At 60.2% G+C, this 19,376-nt stretch carries 20 protein-coding genes; 7 read left to right on the top strand and 13 right to left on the bottom strand.

The window, feature by feature from the left end; all coding sequences use genetic code 11:
- Positions 1 to 38: 38 nt before the first annotated feature.
- On the bottom strand, positions 39 to 821 hold the full coding sequence (locus ACX3YD_RS00650; protein WP_103402845.1) for a sulfite exporter TauE/SafE family protein: 783 nt from the start codon (positions 819 to 821) through the stop codon (positions 39 to 41).
- A gap of 132 nt (positions 822 to 953) precedes the next feature.
- Here ACX3YD_RS00650 and ACX3YD_RS00645 point away from each other — a divergent pair, with 132 nt between their 5' ends.
- Positions 954 to 1,700, top strand: a complete 747-nt coding sequence (locus tag ACX3YD_RS00645) for an NRDE family protein (RefSeq protein ID WP_458959059.1) — start codon at positions 954 to 956, stop codon at positions 1,698 to 1,700.
- Between the two features lie 114 nt (positions 1,701 to 1,814).
- On the opposite strand, the gene ptsP is transcribed toward ACX3YD_RS00645, so the two are convergent.
- Positions 1,815 to 4,094, bottom strand: coding sequence for a phosphoenolpyruvate--protein phosphotransferase (gene ptsP / locus ACX3YD_RS00640; protein WP_103402847.1), 2,280 nt, complete (start codon positions 4,092 to 4,094; stop codon positions 1,815 to 1,817).
- A gap of 22 nt (positions 4,095 to 4,116) precedes the next feature.
- Positions 4,117 to 4,596, bottom strand: a complete 480-nt coding sequence (locus ACX3YD_RS00635) for an RNA pyrophosphohydrolase (protein WP_007897732.1) — start codon at positions 4,594 to 4,596, stop codon at positions 4,117 to 4,119.
- A gap of 143 nt (positions 4,597 to 4,739) precedes the next feature.
- Between ACX3YD_RS00635 and ACX3YD_RS00630 the strand changes: the two genes are divergently transcribed.
- Positions 4,740 to 5,396: a histidinol-phosphatase gene (locus tag ACX3YD_RS00630; protein ID WP_458959058.1), complete on the top strand. Its 657-nt coding sequence runs from the start codon at positions 4,740 to 4,742 to the stop codon at positions 5,394 to 5,396.
- A 94-nt stretch (positions 5,397 to 5,490) separates the two neighbouring features.
- Here ACX3YD_RS00630 and ACX3YD_RS00625 read toward each other — a convergent pair whose 3' ends face one another.
- Together ACX3YD_RS00625 and ilvA are read right to left on the bottom strand one after the other, a co-directional pair.
- Positions 5,491 to 5,916, bottom strand: coding sequence for a DUF2269 domain-containing protein (locus ACX3YD_RS00625; protein WP_458959057.1), 426 nt, complete (start codon positions 5,914 to 5,916; stop codon positions 5,491 to 5,493).
- Positions 5,917 to 5,955: 39 nt separating this feature from the next.
- Complete coding sequence (gene ilvA, locus ACX3YD_RS00620) at positions 5,956 to 7,470, bottom strand: threonine ammonia-lyase, biosynthetic (protein ID WP_090466510.1); 1,515 nt, start codon at positions 7,468 to 7,470, stop codon at positions 5,956 to 5,958.
- A 316-nt stretch (positions 7,471 to 7,786) separates the two neighbouring features.
- Between ilvA and rpiA the strand changes: the two genes are divergently transcribed.
- Entirely contained in the window at positions 7,787 to 8,461 is a 675-nt protein-coding gene (rpiA, locus tag ACX3YD_RS00615; protein ID WP_103402850.1) for a ribose-5-phosphate isomerase RpiA, read from the top strand.
- Positions 8,462 to 8,584: 123 nt separating this feature from the next.
- Here the strand turns inward: rpiA and ACX3YD_RS00610 are convergent, their stop codons facing one another.
- The 4 genes from ACX3YD_RS00610 to ACX3YD_RS00595 all read right to left on the bottom strand — a co-directional run bounded on the left by ACX3YD_RS00610 (position 8,585) and on the right by ACX3YD_RS00595 (position 12,798).
- On the bottom strand, positions 8,585 to 9,502 hold the full coding sequence (locus ACX3YD_RS00610) for an SdiA-regulated domain-containing protein (protein WP_103402852.1): 918 nt from the start codon (positions 9,500 to 9,502) through the stop codon (positions 8,585 to 8,587).
- 103 nt (positions 9,503 to 9,605) lie between these two features.
- Positions 9,606 to 10,532 (bottom strand): SdiA-regulated domain-containing protein, encoded by a 927-nt coding sequence (locus ACX3YD_RS00605; protein WP_458959056.1) that lies wholly within the window; start codon positions 10,530 to 10,532, stop codon positions 9,606 to 9,608.
- Positions 10,533 to 10,700: 168 nt separating this feature from the next.
- Complete coding sequence (locus ACX3YD_RS00600; protein ID WP_458959055.1) at positions 10,701 to 11,366, bottom strand: fumarylacetoacetate hydrolase family protein; 666 nt, start codon at positions 11,364 to 11,366, stop codon at positions 10,701 to 10,703.
- A gap of 37 nt (positions 11,367 to 11,403) precedes the next feature.
- Positions 11,404 to 12,798: an FAD-binding oxidoreductase gene (locus tag ACX3YD_RS00595; RefSeq protein ID WP_103402854.1), complete on the bottom strand. Its 1,395-nt coding sequence runs from the start codon at positions 12,796 to 12,798 to the stop codon at positions 11,404 to 11,406.
- A gap of 204 nt (positions 12,799 to 13,002) precedes the next feature.
- Between ACX3YD_RS00595 and serA the strand changes: the two genes are divergently transcribed.
- A complete protein-coding gene (gene serA, locus ACX3YD_RS00590; RefSeq protein ID WP_047534672.1) occupies positions 13,003 to 14,232 on the top strand; it encodes a phosphoglycerate dehydrogenase in 1,230 nt (409 codons plus the stop codon).
- A 123-nt stretch (positions 14,233 to 14,355) separates the two neighbouring features.
- Here the strand turns inward: serA and ACX3YD_RS00585 are convergent, their stop codons facing one another.
- The gene (locus tag ACX3YD_RS00585; protein ID WP_047534675.1) at positions 14,356 to 14,781 is read right to left on the bottom strand and encodes a DUF4399 domain-containing protein; all 426 of its coding nucleotides are present in this window, start codon (positions 14,779 to 14,781) and stop codon (positions 14,356 to 14,358) included.
- Positions 14,782 to 14,916: 135 nt separating this feature from the next.
- Between ACX3YD_RS00585 and ACX3YD_RS00580 the strand changes: the two genes are divergently transcribed.
- Positions 14,917 to 15,501, top strand: a complete 585-nt coding sequence (locus ACX3YD_RS00580) for a transporter substrate-binding domain-containing protein (RefSeq protein WP_458959054.1) — start codon at positions 14,917 to 14,919, stop codon at positions 15,499 to 15,501.
- A gap of 113 nt (positions 15,502 to 15,614) precedes the next feature.
- On the opposite strand, the gene ACX3YD_RS00575 is transcribed toward ACX3YD_RS00580, so the two are convergent.
- Entirely contained in the window at positions 15,615 to 16,109 is a 495-nt protein-coding gene (locus ACX3YD_RS00575) for a 2-thiouracil desulfurase family protein (RefSeq protein WP_103402856.1), read from the bottom strand.
- 2 nt (positions 16,110 to 16,111) lie between these two features.
- Positions 16,112 to 16,744, bottom strand: a complete 633-nt coding sequence (locus ACX3YD_RS00570) for a 2OG-Fe(II) oxygenase (protein ID WP_103402857.1) — start codon at positions 16,742 to 16,744, stop codon at positions 16,112 to 16,114.
- 108 nt (positions 16,745 to 16,852) lie between these two features.
- On the opposite strand from ACX3YD_RS00570, the gene ACX3YD_RS00565 reads away from it, so the two are divergent.
- Positions 16,853 to 17,605, top strand: a complete 753-nt coding sequence (locus tag ACX3YD_RS00565; protein ID WP_047534682.1) for a DUF2059 domain-containing protein — start codon at positions 16,853 to 16,855, stop codon at positions 17,603 to 17,605.
- Positions 17,606 to 17,722: 117 nt separating this feature from the next.
- Here the strand turns inward: ACX3YD_RS00565 and bipL are convergent, their stop codons facing one another.
- Positions 17,723 to 18,673: a phospholipase BipL gene (gene bipL / locus ACX3YD_RS00560; RefSeq protein ID WP_458959053.1), complete on the bottom strand. Its 951-nt coding sequence runs from the start codon at positions 18,671 to 18,673 to the stop codon at positions 17,723 to 17,725.
- Between the two features lie 96 nt (positions 18,674 to 18,769).
- Between bipL and ACX3YD_RS00555 the strand changes: the two genes are divergently transcribed.
- Complete coding sequence (locus ACX3YD_RS00555) at positions 18,770 to 19,351, top strand: DUF6436 domain-containing protein (protein WP_103402859.1); 582 nt, start codon at positions 18,770 to 18,772, stop codon at positions 19,349 to 19,351.
- Positions 19,352 to 19,376 lie beyond the last annotated feature (25 nt).

Below are 19,376 nucleotides of genomic sequence, written 5' to 3'. Positions count from 1 at the left end.
GCTGCCACCTCAGGATTAAGCCAGGATTGCGCCGGGTGTCAGAGCAAGAAGTTCAGGCCGACGCAGAACAGCAAAGCGGCAAACAGCCTTTTCAGCAACTTGGGCGACAGCTTGTGGGCCAATCGCGCGCCGATACGGGCGAAGAACATGCTGGTCAGGGCAATGCCCAACAACGCCGGCAAATAAACAAAACCGAGACTATGGGCCGGCAGCAATGGATCGTGCCAGCCCAGAATCATGAAAAATAATGCACTGGACAACGCAATCGGCAAGCCGCAGGCCGATGACGTGGCCACCGCTTGCTGCATCGGTACACTGCGCCAGGTCAGGAACGGCACGGTCAGCGAACCGCCGCCAATCCCGAAAATCGCTGACGCCCAGCCGATCACACTGCCGGCCACGGTCAGACCGAATTTACCCGGCACCGTTCGGCTGGCCTTGGGTTTGAGGTCAAGCGCCAGTTGCGCAGCGATGACCAGGGCGAACACGCCAATGATCTTTTGCAGGTTTGGCCCGGAGATCGCTTCGGCGGTCACTGCGCCGAAACCGGCGCCGATCAGGATGCCAACGGTCAGCCAGACGAAAATCGGCCAACGCACGGCGCCACGTCGGTGATGCTCGCGAATGGCGTTGACCGAAGTAAAAATGATGGTCGCCAGGGACGTGCCGACTGCCAGGTGCGTGAGGATCGACGGATCGAACCCTTGCGCCTTGAAACTAAAGACCAGCACCGGGACGATAATGATCCCGCCGCCGACGCCAAACAGCCCGGCCAGCACGCCGGCACAGGCGCCAAGCGCCAGATAGAGCAGAAATTCCATGGTGCTTCACCACCCAACCCCAAAACCGGAGCGGCATGGTAACGGATGCATGGCCCCCGGCTCCACTGGATGGCGATGGATACCCGCACGATGACTGCGTAGAGTGAGCAAAAAACACACAAGGACCACCTTATGTGCCTGATTGTTTTCGCCTGGCGCCCGGGTCATGCCCAGCCATTGATCGTGGCGGCCAACCGCGACGAATTTTACGCCCGCCCCAGCCTGCCGCTGGCGCAGTGGTCCGAAACACCGCAGGTTCACGCCGGACGTGACCTGGAGGCGGGTGGAACCTGGCTCGGCATTGGCGCCAACGGGCGCTTTGCCGCGCTGACCAATATCCGCGATCCGCATCGACCACCCGGCCGCCGATCCCGCGGTGAACTGGTGGCGCGCTTTCTCACCGGCGAACTGCCGATTGATGACTATTTAGACGACGTTGTCGCACGTTCGCCGGAATATGGCGGCTTTAACCTGCTGGTGGGCAACCTGCACGAGCTGTGGCATTTCAATGCCCGAGAGTCGGAAGCCGTCCTGCTGCAACCGGGAATCTACGGGGTGTCGAATGCCAGTCTGGATACACCGTGGCCGAAGCTGATCAAGGCGAAAGCGGCCCTGGGCAAAGTACTGGATGATCCCCAGCCTCAAGCATTGTTGAACTTGTTGAGCGATCCGCAAACGGCGCCCTTTGCCGAGCTGCCGGATACCGGGGTGGGACTGGCCACCGAGACGTTGCTGTCGAGCGTGTTCATTGCCAGCCAGAGTTACGGCACTCGGGCGAGTACGGCGCTGATTGTGCACGCGGACGGTTCGCGGCATTTGGTCGAAAGGAGTTTCGGGCCCTATGGCGGACATTTGGGCGAGATAGAGATCAGGCTTTAATTTTGTATTGCATGGACAGGCCCCATCGCGAGCAAGCTCGCTCCCACAAGGGATTTGCGTCGTTCGCAGATCCAGTGTGGGAGCGAGCTTGCTCGCGATGGGGCGGTCAGTGTTTCAGAGGGTTTTGACCGACGCCGGATTGATCATCCGCGACAACCCAAGGTTCTTCAGCGCCAGTTGCAGCGAGCTGTGGATCACTTGCGGGTTGTCGATGGTCATCAGCTCGGCCAGCAATTCCTTGGCCTTGCTCAGGTTGATCTGGCGCAGCATCCACTTCACTTTCGGCAAGTTGGTGGCGTTCATCGACAGGCTGTCGAAACCCATGGCCATCAACAGCACCGCCGCCGCCGGGTCACCGGCCATCTCACCGCAGATACTCACAGGCTTGCCTTCGGCATGGGCATCGCGCACCACGTTTTGCAGTGCTTGCAGTACCGCCGGGTGCAGGTAGTCGTAGAGATCGGCCACCCGTGGGTTGTTACGGTCCACGGCCAGCAGGTACTGGGTCAGGTCGTTGGAGCCGACAGACAGGAAGTCCACCTGCCGCGCCAGTTCCCTGGTCTGGTAGACCGCCGCGGGTATCTCGATCATCACGCCAATGGGCGGCATCGGCACGTCGGTGCCTTCGTCGCGCACTTCACCCCAGGCCCGGTGAATCAGGTGAAGGGCTTCTTCGAGTTCATGGGTGCCGGAGATCATCGGCAGCAGAATTCGCAGGTTGTTCAAGCCTTCGCTGGCCTTGAGCATGGCGCGGGTCTGGACCAGGAAGATTTCCGGGTGGTCGAGCGTCACGCGAATGCCGCGCCAGCCGAGGAACGGGTTGTCTTCCTTGATCGGGAAGTACGACAGCGCCTTGTCGCCGCCGATGTCGAGGCTGCGCATGGTCACCGGTTGCGGATGGAACGCAGCGAGTTGCTCGCGGTAGATCGCCAGTTGTTCTTTTTCGCTGGGGAAGCGCTGGTTGATCATGAACGGCACTTCGGTGCGGTACAGGCCAACGCCTTCGGCCCCGCGCTTCTGTGCTCGCGCCACATCGGCCAGCAGGCCGGTGTTGACCCACAGCGGCATGCGGTGGCCATCAACCGTCACGCACGGCAGATCGCGCAGGGCATCGAGGCCCAGTGCCAGTTGTTTCTCTTCCTCGACCACATCGGCGAACTGCTTGCGCAGCACGTCGCTCGGGTTGGTGTAGACCTCGCCGTGGTAGCCGTCGACGATCATCTGGATGCCGTCGACCTTGGAGTACGGCAGGTCGACCAGGCCCATCACCGTCGGGATACCCATGGCGCGCGCCAGGATCGCCACGTGGGAGTTACCCGAACCGAGTACCGAGACCAGACCCGCCAGCTTGCCTTCCGGCACCTCGCCGAGCATGGCCGGCGTCAGTTCTTCGCTGACCAGAATGGTGTTGTCGGGGTAGACCAGGGTTTGCTGACGCTCTTCCTGCAGGTAAGCGAGCAAGCGCCGGCCCAGGTCCTTGACGTCCGAGGCGCGCTCACGCAGGTAGGCGTCGTCCATCAACTCGAAACGGTTGACGTGATCGGTGACCACCTGACGCAACGCGCCCTGGGCCCACTGACCGGTCTTGATCACGGTGGTCACTTCACTGCCGAGCGCCGCGTCGTCGAGCATCATCAGGTAGACGTCGAACAGGGCGCGCTCTTCGGGACGCAACTGGGTGGCGAGCTTGGCGGACAATGCGCGCATGTCGGCGCGCACACCTTCGATCGCGGTCTTGAAAAGCCCCAGCTCGGCGTCGATGTCGATGATGGTTTTGTCGGGCACCACATCCAGATCGGCCGGAGGCAGCATGACCACTGCCGTACCGACCGCCGCGCCCGGCGAACCCGGTACGCCGACGAACTTGGCTTCCTGAATGCCTTTGCCCTGACGGCCCAGGCCACGGATCGAACCGGTGGCCTCGGCGTGGGCGATAACACCGGCGAGCTGCGCACTCATGGTCACGAGGAAGGCTTCTTCACCCTCATCGAACTGGCGGCGTTCTTTTTGCTGAATGACCAACACGCCGACGACGCGACGGTGGTGGATGATCGGCGCCCCGAGGAACGAGGCGTAGCGCTCTTCGCCGGTTTCGGCGAAATAGCGATAGCGCGGGTGATCCGCGGCATTTTCGAGGTTCAGGGGTTCTTCACGCGTGCCGACCAGGCCGACCAGACCTTCATTGGGCGCCATGCTGACCTTGCCGATCGAGCGCTTGTTCAAGCCCTCGGTGGCCATCAGCACGAAACGGTTGGTCTCGGGGTCAAGCAGGTAGACCGAGCAGACCTGGCTGCCCATGGCCTCTTTGACGCGCAACACAATAATCCCCAACGCCGCCTTGAGATCCTTGGCGGAGTTAACTTCCTGGACGATCTTGCGCAGCGTATTGAGCATGGCTCGGGGTCGAACTCCGTCGTCAGTCGCGCGCTAAAAGGCGCGGGGCAAGCTCTTTGAGGGCGCGTCGATACACCTCGCGCTTGAATGTCACAACCTGGCCCAACGGATACCAATAGCTGACCCAGCGCCAGCCATCGAACTCCGGTTTACCGGTCAAATCCATCCGCACCCGCTGCTCGTTGGAGATCAGGCGCAGGAGAAACCATTTCTGCTTCTGGCCGATGCACAGCGGTTGGCTGTGGGTCCTGACCAGACGTTGCGGCAAACGATAGCGCAACCAGCCCCGGGTGCAGGCGAGAATTTCAACATCTTCGCGCTCCAGGCCCACTTCTTCGTTCAACTCGCGGTACAAGGCGTCTTCCGGCGTCTCCTGGGGGTTGATTCCACCTTGGGGAAACTGCCAGGCATCTTGATTGATACGGCGAGCCCATAGCACCTGTCCGGCATCATTCGTGAGAATGATCCCGACATTAGGACGGAAACCATCGGGGTCGATCACGGCAACAACCTCGCAAACGCATGTCGTCGCATTGTTCCACAAAGGTCGTGAAGGCAGCAACGCGCCGGCCTACCTTATGTGCACTCTTGTGAAAAGTCCGTATTCTGGACGCCTTTCTACAGACTTTTCAGCGAGTAACTGCAATGCGGCTGGCTTTATTCGACTTGGACAACACCCTTCTGGGCGGCGACAGCGACCACGCGTGGGGCGATTACCTGTGTGAGCGCGGCTTCCTCGACGCCGTGGCCTACAAGACACGCAACGACGAGTTCTATCAGGATTATCTGGCTGGCAAGCTGGATAACGACGCCTACCTGAATTTCTGTCTCGAGGTCCTCGGCCGCACCGAAATGGCCACGCTGGATCAATGGCACAACGACTACATGCGCGATTGCATCGAGCCGATCGTACTGCCCAAGGCGATTGAACTGCTGGGCAGGCACCGCGAAGCCGGCGACAAGTTGGTGATCATCACCGCCACCAATCGCTTCGTGACCGGACCGATTGCCGCACGCCTGGGCGTGGAAACCCTGATCGCCACCGAGTGCGAGATGGTCGACGGCCGTTACACCGGACGCAGCACAGACGTGCCGTGCTTCCGTGAAGGCAAGGTGACGCGATTGAATCGTTGGCTGGAGGAGACTGGGCATTCGCTGGAAGACAGCTACTTCTATAGCGACTCGATGAATGATCTGGCGTTGCTGGAGCAGGTGGCGAATCCGGTGGCCGTCGATCCGGACCCCAACCTCCATGCTGAAGCCCAAAAGCGTGGCTGGCCGGTCATCAGTCTGCGCGACTGACTGATGACCCCACTGTAGGAGCGAGCCTGCTCGCGATGGTCGTTAACGAAAACGCGGGGCACCTGATGCCCCGTTTTCGCGAGCAGGCTCGCCCCTACACTGGCTTGGCGCCCATCAATCCGGCAATGGCGATAAAACAGACAAAACTGAACAATGCCAGGGCAAAGGTGAATTTCCCTACGCCACCCGGCGTCTTGCGCAGCCTGTTCAGGCGCGCCAGCAGCCAGAACCACGCCAGCGCCGCCACGGTGTAGAGCACGCTCGACGCCAGCAGCCAGGTTTGCCCCAGCGGCCAGCCCACCAGGTGGACCATCCACCAGCCGGTAAACGGCATGCTCAGTAGCGCCAGCCCCATCAACAGCCAGACAAACACCCGCGGCCTTTGCAGGGTGCGACTTGCCGCCGTCGCATCACCGTTGCGCCGGGCCCGCCAGACCCAGATCCCCAAGCCCAATGCACCCAGCAGCAACACGACTGTCGCCACCAAGTGCGCCGCTTTCAGGGCAGTCAACGTTTCCATGGCTCGATTTCCTTATGACTTGCCCATCAGCGTAGCCGTTCAGCCGAGAAACAGCTTATAGGCCGGGTTGTCACTTTCGTCCCAGTACGGGTAGCCGATTTCCTCAAGCGCCGCAGGCACCAGATGACGCTCATCGTGAGGCACCTGCAGCCCGGCAACCACACGGCCGTCCGCCGCGCCATGGTTGCGGTAGTGGAACATCGAAATGTTCCAGCGCCCGCCGAGCTTGCTGAGGAAGTTGAACAATGCACCCGGACGCTCAGGGAATTCGAAGCGCAGGATCACTTCATCGACCACCTGGGCCGCGCGGCCGCCGACCATGTGGCGAATGTGCAACTTGGCCAGTTCGTTGTCGGTCAGGTCGATCACCGGGAAGCCTTGCTCGCTGAGGCTGGCAATCAGCGCACTGCGCGGGTCGGTTTCCGGGTGCGTCTGCACGCCAACGAAGATGTGCGCCTCGCTGCCGGTGTTGTAGCGGTAGTTGAATTCGGTGATCTGGCGCTTGCCGATGGCTTCGCAGAACGCCTTGAAGCTGCCCGGCTTTTCGGGAATGGTCACGGCGATGATGGCTTCGCGACCCTCACCCAGCTCGGCGCGCTCGGCCACGTGGCGCAAACGATCGAAGTTGACGTTGGCGCCGGAATCGATGGCCACGAAGGTGTGCCCGGTGACGCCGTGCTGCTCGACGTACTTCTTGATCCCCGCCACGCCCAAGGCGCCGGCAGGTTCGGTGATCGAGCGGGTATCGTCGTAGATATCCTTGATCGCGGCGCAGATTTCGTCGGTGCTGACGGTAATCACTTCATCGACATGGTCTTTGCAGATATCAAAGGTGTACTGGCCGATCTGGGCCACCGCGACGCCGTCGGCGAAGATGCCCACGGTCGGCAGCACAACGCGCTCACCGGCCGCCATGGCGGCCTGCAGGCAGTTGGAGTCGTCCGGCTCGACGCCGATGATCTTGATTTCGGGACGCAGGTATTTCACGTAAGCCGCGATACCGGCGATCAGCCCGCCACCGCCCACCGGGACGAAAATCGCGTCCAGGCGCCCTGGATGCTGGCGCAGAATCTCCATGGCCACCGTGCCCTGCCCGGCAATGGTGTGGGGATCGTCGTAAGGGTGGATATAGACGTAGCCTTTTTCATCGACCAGTTTCAGCGAATAGGCCAGGGCTTCCGGGAACGAATCGCCGTGCAGCACCACTTTGCCGCCACGGGAGCGCACGCCTTCGACCTTGATCTCGGGAGTGGTCTTGGGCATCACGATGGTCGCTTTCACGCCCAACACCTTGGCCGCCAGGGCCAAGCCTTGCGCATGGTTGCCCGCCGAAGCGGTGACCACGCCACGGGCGCGCTCTTCATCGCTCAATTGGGTCAGCTTGTTGTAAGCGCCGCGAATCTTGAACGAGAACACCGGCTGCAAGTCTTCGCGCTTGAGCAAAATACTGTTGCCCAGCCGCTCGGAGAGCTGACGGGCAGTCTGCAATGGAGTTTCTACGGCAACGTCATAAACGCGCGAGGTGAGGATCTTTTTGACGTACTGTTCAAGCATCGGAAAGCATCACTGAGCGGGTTGGGCAGGACCACGGAGTCTAACCCGGCTTTTGGGCAGACGACCACACTAAACCGGTGGTTTTAAGTCACCCGAAAGAGATCACTCCCCGTAGGAGCGAGCTTGCTCGCGAAAAAACCAACGGCACCGCGGGGCATCAGGTTTTACGCGTTATCGTTCACGACCATCGCGAGCAAGCTCGCTCCTGCAGTAATTGGGCGCGCATCTGACCCGCCAATCGGGCAATGACCTGCCCCGCTCCCAAGGCCTATAATGCTGGCCTTTCGTTTCCCCTCTTCGGCACCTCGGAGCCCGCATGACCCAGGATCAACTCAAACAGGCAGTGGCTCAGGCCGCCGTCGACTTCATCCTTCCGAAACTCGATGACAAGAGCATCGTCGGGGTCGGCACCGGCTCCACCGCCAACTGCTTCATCGACGCCCTGGCCCAGCACAAGGGCGCATTCGACGGCGCGGTTGCCAGCTCCGAAGCCACGGCCGCCCGTCTCAAGGGTCATGGCATTCCGGTGTACGAGCTCAATACCGTCAGCGACCTGGAGTTCTACGTCGACGGCGCCGATGAAAGCGATGAACACCTGCACCTGATCAAGGGCGGTGGCGCAGCCTTGACCCGCGAGAAGATCGTCGCGGCCGTGGCCAAGACCTTCATCTGCATCGCCGATGCCAGCAAGCTGGTGCCGGTTCTGGGCAACTTCCCACTGCCAGTGGAAGTGATCCCGATGGCCCGCAGCCACGTGGCCCGTGAACTGGTGAAGCTCGGCGGCGACCCGGTCTATCGTGAAGGCGTACTGACCGACAACGGCAATATCATCCTCGACGTCTACAACATGCAGATCACCAACCCGGTGGAACTGGAAAAGCAGATCAACGCGATTGTCGGTGTGGTCACCAATGGCCTGTTCGCTGCGCGCCCTGCGGATTTGCTGTTGCTGGGGACCAGTGAAGGCGTGAAGACCCTGCGCGCCGAGTAAGCCAGACACAAAAACTGTGTGAGCGAGCCTGCTCGCGATCAGGCCTGATCAGTCGACTCAGATGTTGAATGATGGACCGAAATCGCGAGCAGGCTCGCTCCCACATTGATTTTGCAGTGCTGGTCAAGGCTGCGGCGGCTTCTTGAAGACGTAGAACAAGTTCGGCTCGCTCACCAGATACATCGTGCCGTCGTCGTCCATGGCGATCCCCTCCGCTTGCGGAACGGTCTTTTGCAACCCCTGCCGACCCTTGTTCAGCGACAGGGTGCTCAGCGGTCGACCGTCCACATCCAGCTCAAGAATCAGCCTCGACTCGTCGGACAGCGCCAACAGGTGGCCACTGCGCTCGTCATATTGCAGGCTCGACAGGTCCCGCACGAACATCCCGGCATCACGCCTGGGATTGTTGATGACATGCACCGCGTAGGATTTTTCCGGGTTGAAATGCGGAAACCCGTGCACTTCGTAGATCAACATCGGGTCGCGCTCCTTGGCGACAAACAGGCGCTTGCCCACCGAGTCGTATGCCAACCCTTCAAACCCCTTGTTGCCGCTCATGTGCACGCCAAGCGTCATCTGTTCGGCGTCCGCCGCATCGAGGAAGGTAGCGCCCTGCTCCAGGTGAATCTTGATCAGGCGCTGCTGGCGTTCGTCAGTGATCACGTAGGTGTCGGCGCTGATGAACTCAACGGCCTCCGGATCGCCGAAGCCGATCAATGCCACGCGACGCAAAATTTTGCCGTCCAGGGACAGCTCGATCAGCTCGGCGTTTTTATTGGTCACGGTGAACAGGCTTTTGCGTACCGGGTCGAAGGTCAACGCCGAAACATCGTCATCCAGGCCTTCGATGACTTGCCCCTCCAGCACCACCTGATAGCGCTCCAGGCCAATGGATTGCGCATTCATCGGCTGCCAAAGCGTGTTCAGGTTGAACCAGGCGCGCTCGAACAGGCGCAGGTACTGGCCAATCGCAGACAACACGATCAGCACAATCACCGAGAGCATCACTATCAATGGTTTGGGGCGGGCAAGTCGACGCATTCAGGCAGCTCGAAATCAAAACAGGCGGATGAAATATCACGCCTGTCTGAATTCAAGCTTAAAGGTCATAAGCGCTGAAAAACAATGCAGGGACAGCCATTGATCAGCGTTGTTTTTCGAAGCGGTAAAACAGGTTGGGCTCACTCACCATGTACAGCGTGCCGGCCTCGTCCATGGTCACGCCTTCAGCGCGGGGAATGGTGTTTTTCAGGCCATTGAAACCACCCAGCAGGGCAATGAAGCTGACCTGCGCGCCCTTTTTATCCAGCTCCAGCAACAGGTGGGAATCGGCGGACAGTACCAGCATGTGCCCGGTCCGTGGATCGATGGCCAGGGCCGAGAGATTGCGCATGTCCAGTGCATGACTGGCAAGCTTGACCTTGTCTCCGGTCAGCACCTTGCCGTCGCCTTTCCAGGTAAACAATGCTGGCGGGCGCTCTTCGCCCAGCATCAATTGCTGATTGCGCGAGTCCCAGGTGACCCCTTCGAACGCCTTGTTCTGGTCTTTCGACGGCCCGAGGTCGTATTTCGGGAAGTTGGCGATGTTCAGCTCGCGGGTGTCGGCATCGACCTTGACGATGGTTATCAGGTGCGAGCGCTCATCAACAATGGCCAGCAAGCCGTTACCCAGCACCGTGACGCCTTCCGGATTGCTCCAGCCCACCAGCGGCATTTTGCGCAACACATCGCCCTGCAACGTCAACTCGACCAGAAACGGGTTTTTGCCCATGACCGAAAACAGGGTTTTGGTCTGCGGATCGTAGGCCAGGTCCGACGCTTCGTCCTTTTCCATACCCGGCAGGGGCTTGGCGTCGATCACCGCGCGATAATCCGGCAGCCAGACGCTCGCCTGGCGCTCGGCCGGGCTCTTGAACTGCTCGCGCACCCACAACACGCCACGATTGTCCCAATGCATGGCAAACGCGAGGCCGTAAGCGGCGACGACGACCAGCAAAAGCCAGGAATACCAACGCATGGCGAAGCGCGAACGACGGGCAGGTTTCGGCGTGAGCAGCGGTTGGGTAGCCATCGGAGAATGCATCCAGAAATTCAGGCTATGGGTAATAGCACAGTTGGGATCGGCTCAAACGCCGAAACCCTGGAATTATCCAGACAGAATGTGAAAAAAACGGGAAATGGCGGGAACGCCCTGTGGGAGCAAGCAAGCTCGCCCCCACAGGGTTCAGCGGTGTCTCGACTAACGAACGTTGCTGGTGAAGCGGCTCGCGCCCGGCAGCTCCAGGACAATCTCATCGCCGACATTCAACGGCCCCACGCCCACTGGCGTGCCAGTGAGGATCACATCACCGGCCTGCAGCGAGAAGCAGCCAGCCATGTGCTGGATCATCGGCACGATCGGGTTGAGCATCGCACTGCTGTTGCCATCCTGACGAACTTCGCCGTTGATGGTCAGGCGAATACCGATGTCGGTGAGATCAGCGAAGGTGCTGCCGGATACGAACGGCGCAATCACCGCCGCGCCATCGAAGGACTTGGCGATTTCCCAGGGCAGGCCCTTGGATTTCAGCTCGGCCTGCTTGTCGCGCAGGGTCAGGTCCAGGGCCGGGGCGAAACCGGAGATGGCGTCGAGCACTTCTTCACGGCTTGGCTTGGTCGACAATGGCTTGCCGATCAACACCGCGATTTCCGCCTCGTAATGCACCGAACCACGATCGGCCGGAATGCTGAAACCACCTTCCAGAGGCACCACGCAACTGCCCGGTTTGATGAACAGCAATGGCTCGGTCGGGACCGGGTTATCCAGTTCCTTGGCGTGTTCCGCGTAGTTACGGCCGATGCACACCACTTTCCCCAGCGGGAAATGAATACGCGTACCGTCGACATACTGGTGCTGATAGCTCATGGACCGACTCCTGGTTCGTAGCGCTTGAATTCGAAAATCAAACAGCGAAAATCTTGCCCGGGTTCATGATGCCGTTCGGGTCGAACACCGCTTTGACGGCTTTCATGTACTCGATCTCAACCGGGGAACGGCTGTAGGTCAAGTAATCGCGCTTGGTCATGCCAACACCGTGTTCGGCAGAGATCGAACCGTTGTACTTCTCGACGGTTTCGAATACCCACTTGTTGACGGTCGCGCACTTGGCGAAGAACTCGTCCTTGCTCAGGTTGTCCGGCTTCAGGATATTCAGGTGCAGGTTGCCGTCACCGATGTGACCGAACCAGACGATTTCGAAATCCGGGTAGTGTTCGCCGACGATCGCGTCAATTTCCTTCAGGAACGCCGGGACTTTCGACACAGTGACCGAAATGTCGTTTTTGTATGGCGTCCAGTGGGAAATGGTTTCGGAGATGTATTCGCGCAGTTTCCACAAATTCTGCAGCTGGGTTTCGCTTTGGCTCATCACGCCGTCCAGCACCCAGCCCTGCTCGACGCAGTGTTCGAAGGTTTCCAGCGCGTGATTGGCCACTTCTTCGGTCGTCGCTTCAAATTCGAGCAGTGCGTAGAACGGGCAATCGGATTCGAACGGCGCCGGCACGTCGCCACGGGCCATGACTTTGGCCAGGGCTTTATCGGAGAAGAATTCGAAGGCGGTCAGGTCGAGCTTGCTCTGGAACGCGTGCAGCACCGGCATGATCGAGTCGAAATCGGCTGTGCCGAGGACCATCGCGGTGAGATTTTTAGGTGCCCGATCCAGACGCATGGTCGCTTCGACCACAAATCCGAGGGTGCCCTCGGCGCCGATGAACAGCTGACGCATGTCGTAGCCGGTGGCGTTCTTGATCAGGTCGCGGTTGAGCTCCAGCACGTCGCCCTTGCCGGTGACCACTTTCATGCCGGCCACCCAGTTACGGGTCATGCCGTAGCGAATCACCTTGATCCCGCCGGCATTGGTGCCGATATTGCCGCCAATCTGACTCGAACCTGCTGAAGCGAAGTCCACCGGGTAATACAGGCCGTTTTCTTCGGCCACGTTCTGCAAATGCTCGGTCACCACGCCCGGCTGACACACGGCGGTGCGGTCGGTGAGGTTCACATCGAGAATCTGGTTCATGTAGTCGAATGACACGACCACTTCGCCATTAGCGGCCACGGCGGCGGCGGAAAGCCCGGTACGGCCACCGGATGGCACCAGTGCCACCTTGTGTTTATTGGCCCACAGGACAATGGCCTGGACCTGTTCGGTGGTCTTCGGGAACACGATGGCGGTCGGGGCCGGGGCAAAATGCTTGGTCCAATCCTTACCGTAAGCATTCAGGGAGTCGGCATCGGTCAGCACCTTGCCGGGCTCAACCAGGGTCTTCAGCTCATCAATCAGGGCAGGATTGGTCATCGACAGAACTCTCGAACAATTCATGGTCATCCTGAGAACGCTTCACGTCGCAGGAATGAGTGTTTAGCGGGGCGCATATGCTAGCATACCGACCCCGCAGCATAGTGCCCAACGGCTGTTCTGCGGCGACGGCTTTCCTGCCGTCCGGGTCAGCGTCTGCTGGCTATCTCCTGCCATTTATCTCCGGGATACAGGTTTACGCAGATGAGCAAGACTTCTCTCGATAAGAGCAAGATCAAGTTCCTTCTTCTCGAAGGCGTCCACCAATCGGCTGTCGACGTCCTCAAGGCGGCGGGCTACACCAGCATCGAGTACCTCACAGGTTCTCTGCCGGAAGCCCAGCTCAAGGAAAAGATCGCAGATGCTCACTTCATCGGCATTCGCTCGCGCACTCAACTGACCGAAGAGATCTTCGATCACGCGAAAAAGCTCGTGGCTGTAGGGTGTTTCTGCATCGGCACCAACCAGGTCGACCTGGACGCGGCCCGCGAGCGCGGTATCGCTGTGTTCAACGCACCGTACTCCAACACGCGTTCCGTTGCCGAGCTGGTGCTGGCCGAGGCGATCCTGTTACTGCGCGGTATCCCTGAGAAGAACGCTTCCTGCCACCGTGGCGGCTGGATCAAGAGCGCGGCCAACTCCTTCGAAATCCGTGGCAAGAAGCTGGGCATCGTCGGCTACGGCTCGATCGGTACTCAACTGTCGGTCCTGGCTGAAGGCCTGGGCATGCAGGTGTACTTCTACGACACCGTGACCAAGCTGCCATTGGGTAACGCCACCCAGGTCGGCAGCCTGAACGAGCTGCTGGGCATGTCCGACATCGTGACCCTGCACGTGCCGGAAACCGCTGCGACCCAGTGGATGATCGGCGAGAAGGAAATCCGCGCCATCAAGAAGGGCGGCATCCTGATCAACGCCGCGCGCGGCACCGTGGTCGAACTGGACCACCTGGCCGCCGCCATCAAGGACAAGCACCTGATCGGCGCTGCCATCGACGTATTCCCGGTGGAGCCACGCTCCAACGACGAAGAGTTCGAAAGCCCGCTGCGTGGCCTGGACAACGTGATCCTGACCCCGCACATCGGTGGTTCCACCGCCGAGGCGCAAGCCAACATCGGTCTGGAAGTGGCAGAAAAACTGGTCAAGTACAGCGACAACGGCACCTCGGTATCGTCCGTGAACTTCCCGGAAGTGGCCCTGCCGGCTCACCCTGGCAAGCACCGCCTGTTGCACATCCACGAGAACATTCCGGGTGTGATGAGCGAGATCAACAAGGTCTTCGCCGAAAACGGCATCAACATTTCCGGTCAGTTCCTGCAGACCAACGAGAAAGTCGGCTACGTGGTTATCGACGTAGACGCCGAGTACTCGGAACTGGCGCAAGAGAAGCTTCAACACGTCAACGGCACCATCCGTAGCCGCGTGTTGTTCTAACGGCAGCTACAACCTGTAAGCTTCAAGCGGCAAGTAGCGTTCGCCTCTGCTTTTACTTGAGGCTTATAGCTTGAAGCTTGCAGCTATAAAAAAGGGAGCCCCAGCGAAGCGGGCTCCCTTTTTTTATTTCACATTGACGGTGATCTTCTTCGAGACGATCGGCGGGTCGAACGGCATATGGCCGCTGTCGCCCAATTCCAGCTGAAGAGTGTGTTTGCCCGGTGTCAGGGTTATTTCAGCCTGGGTCTGTGCCTTGCCGAAGTGCAGGTGGTTGGCATCGTTGGGAATCGGCGCGCCCGCCGCCGGCAGTTTGTCGACATCGATCAACAAGTGATGGTGGCCCGTGTTCTTGGTGGTATCGCCTGCTGGCGCCAGCGCGATGTTCTCGACAGCGAATTTGACAACGACAGTTTGCGGAACCGTGGCACCGTCCGCGGGAGAAACAATGGACACTACTGCACCCTCGGGTGCCATTGTGGCCGCGCTGGCCAGCACAGAAACGCCCATCAGCAGGCCAGCCAAAGCAGCACGTGACATAAAGGTTTTCATTCTCTTCTCCAGTTTTTCCGTAAAATCCGCATGACCATCACAACTTCATGGTCAATCGTTGTCGAAGGCACTCGACAACCATAGCAAAGCGAGCCTGAATCAGAGGGTCGCCATAAAAAATTCAAAGGAGTGACCATGCGCTTTCTGCCTGGCCTGATCTGCCTGCTACCCCTTCTGAGCCCTTTGGCTCATGCCGAACTGATTGATGACGTAAACGACCGCGGTGAACTGCGCATAGCCCTTGAAGCTAATACACCCCTTTTCAATTTCAAGAAAGACGACAAGCTTGAGGGCTTCGAAGTTGAATTGGGTCAACTGCTCGCCGACGAACTGGATGTTCGGGCTGACTTCGTCGTCACCGACGGCAGCGATTTGCTGACCGGTGTCGAAAGCGGCAAGTACGACATCGCCATCAATCACATAACAGAGACCCCGGCGCTCAAGGAACGTTTCGACTTCAGCGAACCTTACAGTCGCGCCGATGCACAATTGATCGCGCAGAAGGACGAGCCACGCTCAATGCTGCTGGTGCAATCACTGACAGAAGAGAAGCCGAAAACCCGTTCGCCCGTGAACCTGGCGATTCCGTTTCAGAAGGGCAATCCGGCATTTCATGCCAGCCTGGAAAACGCATTGCAGCGGATCAAGGCCGATGGCCGGCTTCAGGCGCTGGAGGAGAAGTGGTTTGGGGCAGATGCGGGTGCAACGCTGAAACAATGACTCTGCAGGAGCGAGCTTGCGCGCGAAGGACTCCAGTGCGCCGCGTTTACCCAGCTCACACGCGTTATCGTTGACGACCATCGCTGCGATGCGGCGATCCGACAGGCCAGTTCCTACAGGGGTCGGTTCAGCGCCGCGAGGGCTGCCGCCGCTTCAGCCAGCTCCAGCTCGCTGAAGACTTGCACGCCGTGGCGCTTGAGCAGTGCAGCCGTCACGCCTTCGCCACTGACCTTCACCCCACTGAACGTGCCGTCATAGGTCAGCAGATTGCCGCAGGACGGGCTGTTGGCCTTGAGGATGGCAATGCGGATGCCGTGCTGTTGCACCAGTTCCAGTGCCTGACGGGCACCACTCAGGAACTGAGCGCTGACGTCCTCACCCTCGGTCGTCAGCACCGATGCCTGGCCATCCAGCACCTCACCACCCTGCCCACCGGGAATTTCGGCAGCGGCCCGTGGCGTCGGCAATCCTCCGGCGACCTCCGGGCACAACGGCACGACGCGGCCTTCGTCGAGCCATGCCTGAAGCGGATCGAACGGCCCGCTGGCCCCGCCGTCGTAACGAACGCGATGCCCCAGCAGACAGCGGCTTACCAGAATTTTCTGCATGATCAGAAAGGCTCGTTGCCGCGACGCCGGAACCATCCGGTCAGCGACAGGCGCTCGCGGGTCGCAGGCAACACTTCATGGGGAACTTCGCCCGACAGGAAGACCACCAGGCAGCCCCCGGTCGGTATCACATCGTATGCCGCACCTTCATCCAGGTACATGCGCAACTGACCACCGTGTTCAGGCAGCCAGGCGTCGTTGAGGTAGACCACCGCCGAGACCATGCGTCGGTCGTCATCGCGAAACCGGTCGACGTGCTGGAGGTAGAACGCCCCCGGCGGGTACATCGCGAAATGGCTTTCGAAATCTTCCAGGCCCAGGAACAGATCGCGGTTCATGGCCTCGCGCAGGCTGTCCATCAATCCCAGATAGCTGTCGCAAGCCTCGGCCTGACCGGGCTCGATCCACTGGATATGATCGCCGCGAATGCCCTCGCGAATCTCCGAGGTGGGCCCGCGCCCTACCGCAGCCGGGGCCAGTTCACCCTCGGCAGCACGTTTACGGCACTCGGCCGCCAGTGCTCGGGTCAGATCCAGAGGCAGGAAAATATTCTGCTGCGACCAGCCATTGGCGGCCAGGTCATCGACGATTCGTAACAGCAACGGGTGATCAGAAGGTATTTGCATGGCGCGCATAGTATTCCTGCGCCTGAAAATCCGACAGAGCCACGCAGCGGGTTGATACGAATTCTCGACAAGTCCGTATGCCACACGGAGAATAGTCGCCTGCTGACAGGAGTCCCTATGCGCCGTTTGCTTTTCTCCCTGCTGATGTTCTGCGTTTTGCCCGCTTGGGCAGACGGCCATGACCAGTTGTACAAGGTCGCCGGCTGGCCAGAACAACGCGCGCATTTCAACGATGCCCTTTCAGCCGCCCAGCAGCGCTACCAGAGCAGCCTGCCTCCCGCCGTGTTCCAGGCACTGGTCAACAACAGCAATCAGCGCTTTGACCCCAAAGCCGTGGACCAGCGCGCCGAATCGCAACTGCGCAAGAACCTCGCCGATCCGAAACCGGCACTGAACTTCTTCCAGTCGCCCCTGGGCAAGAAGATCGTGGCCGCCGAATTGCTGGCGACCCGCCGCGATCAACTGGCGAAAAACGCCAAGGGCTTGCCGAAGATGCAGGCCAGCGACAGCCGCCTGTTGATCATCGGTCACCTGGCCCAGGCCCTGCCCGCTCGCGAGGCCGGTGCGGAAGTCAGCCTGGCGATTGCCGGTGTCGCGGCCGACAGCCTGAGCGCGATGATCCCCGGCCTGCTCGGCGCCGGCCAGGCGCAAGGCATGTTGAACGGACAGCGCCAGCGCTTGATGGAGCAGATCGGCAGCGACCTGAACAACACCCTGCTGTATGTCTACCGCGACCTGTCGGATGAAGAACTGGAAGAGTTCGCCACATTTGCCGAGTCGGCAGAGGGCAAGGCTTATTACCAGGCGGCCCTGGCGGCGATTCGGGCGGGGCTGGCGGTGGGGCAAAGTACGTCGAACCTGGCCCAGTAATGTTTGGGAGCCCGATCATCGCCATCGCGAGCAGGCTCGCTCCCACAGCTCATTCGTCCATTTTGAAAGGGCACAACTCCTGTGGGATCGGTCTTGCCCGCGATGGGGCACGCATGGTCACTGACCATTCCGGCCCTTGATCCGCCTGGTCAAGAACCCGAAGTACTCCCCTCGCAACGCCGGCACTTCATTCGCCAGATGATGCCTTGCCTCAGGCAGCATCAGCACCTGCGGCCGATCAAACTTGCCTCGCAACACCTCAAGGTTATGTTCCCAATCCACGGTCATGTCCGCCTGGCCTTGCACAATCAGTGGTCGCCGGGGGCTCGCCGGTGCGGCTTCGACGCGTTTGATCCAGCGTGCCAGCGCGCCCACCCAAGCCGTCGGCAGACGCAGTGGCTGCAAAGGATCGGCCTGCAGGAAGGGCAAAAATTCCGGGTCGTTGGAGTTTTCGCTGAAGCGTCGGGCAATGCCTTTGACGAAAGGCTTGAGCAGGTAATAGCTGAATTTCGACCAACCCCACGCCCGCGGCCGCACCAGCGGTGCCAGCAGAATCACCTGGCCCTGCGCCGGGCTGCTCGCCCCCGCATTCAGCACATGATCGATCACGATGGCGCCGCCGGTGCTTTGCCCGCACAAATGCCAAGGTTGCGGCAGCTCCAGGGATTGCGCCTCGTTGAACAGCCCTTGCAGGGTGTCCTGGTATTCGGCGAAATCCCTGATGCTCGCCCGCTCGCCGCTGGACAACCCATGCCCCGGCAAATCGCAGGCAATCACGGCAAACCCCTGATCCAGCGCCCACTCGATCACGTGCCGATAAAGCCCGGTGTGGTCATAAAAGCCATGAAACACAAACAGCGTCGCCTTCGCCCGTTCGGGCCACCAGAACTGGCTGACGACTTCATAGCCATCGACCTGAAAACGCCCCAGTCCGCTGCGTACATTGCGCGTAGAAAAATCCAGCCCGTAAAACCGCTGATAAGCCTGTGCCTCTGCTGACAACGGCTGCCTCTCGGCCAATGGACGCAGGCTGGCGCGCAGGTGATCAGGGTCGAAGGTGGCCGGCATGAATGATTCCAGAGCGTGAAACGGACTTTATGGATCTGCGATATTCATCTGTCGCAGCAAGCATGGCAAGCTAGCCGACTTTCAAGGAGTGAACCCATGCGCTCGCCCGTCCGCGCCACCCTGTTTGTCAGCCTGCTAGCGCTCGTGTGTGCCGGGGTGCTGTGGGCTGCTTACGACTGGTTTCAGGGGCGTTACCTGCGTGCGTTCAGCGATCACACCGCCTTGTTCTCCGGTGATCCGCTGCGCCTTCCCGCTGACCTCGCCGGCCCTGGCGCCATCCGCCTGGTGCATTTCTGGGACCCGTCCTGTCCGTGCAACGTCGGCAATCAACAACACCTGACCGAACTGGTCGAGCGCTACGTACCGCAGGGGGTGGAGTTTTTTTCGGTTCAAAAGCCCGGCAGCCATGGCCAGCTACCCGGCACCTTGAGCCGCCTGAAAAGCATCGAGGTTTTGCCCGGTGCCGAGCAAATCCCTGCCAGCCCGGCCGTGGCGATCTGGGATCGCAGCGGCAAACTGGCGTATTTCGGCCCCTACAGCGAGGGCCTGACCTGCAACTCGAGCAACAGCTTTATCGAACCGATTCTGCAAGCACTGAACGAAGGTCGTGAAGTGAGTGCCACGCACACGCTCGCGGTGGGCTGTTACTGCCCCTGGCCCGTCGATACCGCAAAGTAGGGAAACACAGGGCCAGACGAATCCC

This window comes from Pseudomonas fluorescens group sp. PF-1 (assembly GCF_054481335.1).
This window is presented reverse-complemented; position numbering and strand designations above follow the sequence as displayed.

Coding starts and splice junctions, on each gene's coding strand:
- ACX3YD_RS00585 (WP_047534675.1), bottom strand. CDS start 14,781: ATGAAAACCTTTATGTCACGTGCTGCTTTGGCTGGCCTGCTGATGGGC.
- bipL (WP_458959053.1), bottom strand. CDS start 18,673: ATGCCGGCCACCTTCGACCCTGATCACCTGCGCGCCAGCCTGCGTCCA.
- serA (WP_047534672.1), top strand. CDS start 13,003: ATGAGCAAGACTTCTCTCGATAAGAGCAAGATCAAGTTCCTTCTTCTC.
- ACX3YD_RS00605 (WP_458959056.1), bottom strand. CDS start 10,532: ATGGCTACCCAACCGCTGCTCACGCCGAAACCTGCCCGTCGTTCGCGC.
- rpiA (WP_103402850.1), top strand. CDS start 7,787: ATGACCCAGGATCAACTCAAACAGGCAGTGGCTCAGGCCGCCGTCGAC.
- ptsP (WP_103402847.1), bottom strand. CDS start 4,094: ATGCTCAATACGCTGCGCAAGATCGTCCAGGAAGTTAACTCCGCCAAG.
- ACX3YD_RS00595 (WP_103402854.1), bottom strand. CDS start 12,798: ATGACCAATCCTGCCCTGATTGATGAGCTGAAGACCCTGGTTGAGCCC.
- ilvA (WP_090466510.1), bottom strand. CDS start 7,470: ATGCTTGAACAGTACGTCAAAAAGATCCTCACCTCGCGCGTTTATGAC.
- ACX3YD_RS00580 (WP_458959054.1), top strand. CDS start 14,917: ATGCGCTTTCTGCCTGGCCTGATCTGCCTGCTACCCCTTCTGAGCCCT.
- ACX3YD_RS00570 (WP_103402857.1), bottom strand. CDS start 16,744: ATGCGCGCCATGCAAATACCTTCTGATCACCCGTTGCTGTTACGAATC.
- ACX3YD_RS00610 (WP_103402852.1), bottom strand. CDS start 9,502: ATGCGTCGACTTGCCCGCCCCAAACCATTGATAGTGATGCTCTCGGTG.
- ACX3YD_RS00600 (WP_458959055.1), bottom strand. CDS start 11,366: ATGAGCTATCAGCACCAGTATGTCGACGGTACGCGTATTCATTTCCCG.
- ACX3YD_RS00555 (WP_103402859.1), top strand. CDS start 18,770: ATGCGCTCGCCCGTCCGCGCCACCCTGTTTGTCAGCCTGCTAGCGCTC.
- ACX3YD_RS00650 (WP_103402845.1), bottom strand. CDS start 821: ATGGAATTTCTGCTCTATCTGGCGCTTGGCGCCTGTGCCGGCGTGCTG.
- ACX3YD_RS00565 (WP_047534682.1), top strand. CDS start 16,853: ATGCGCCGTTTGCTTTTCTCCCTGCTGATGTTCTGCGTTTTGCCCGCT.
- ACX3YD_RS00645 (WP_458959059.1), top strand. CDS start 954: ATGTGCCTGATTGTTTTCGCCTGGCGCCCGGGTCATGCCCAGCCATTG.
- ACX3YD_RS00625 (WP_458959057.1), bottom strand. CDS start 5,916: ATGGAAACGTTGACTGCCCTGAAAGCGGCGCACTTGGTGGCGACAGTC.
- ACX3YD_RS00630 (WP_458959058.1), top strand. CDS start 4,740: ATGCGGCTGGCTTTATTCGACTTGGACAACACCCTTCTGGGCGGCGAC.
- ACX3YD_RS00575 (WP_103402856.1), bottom strand. CDS start 16,109: ATGCAGAAAATTCTGGTAAGCCGCTGTCTGCTGGGGCATCGCGTTCGT.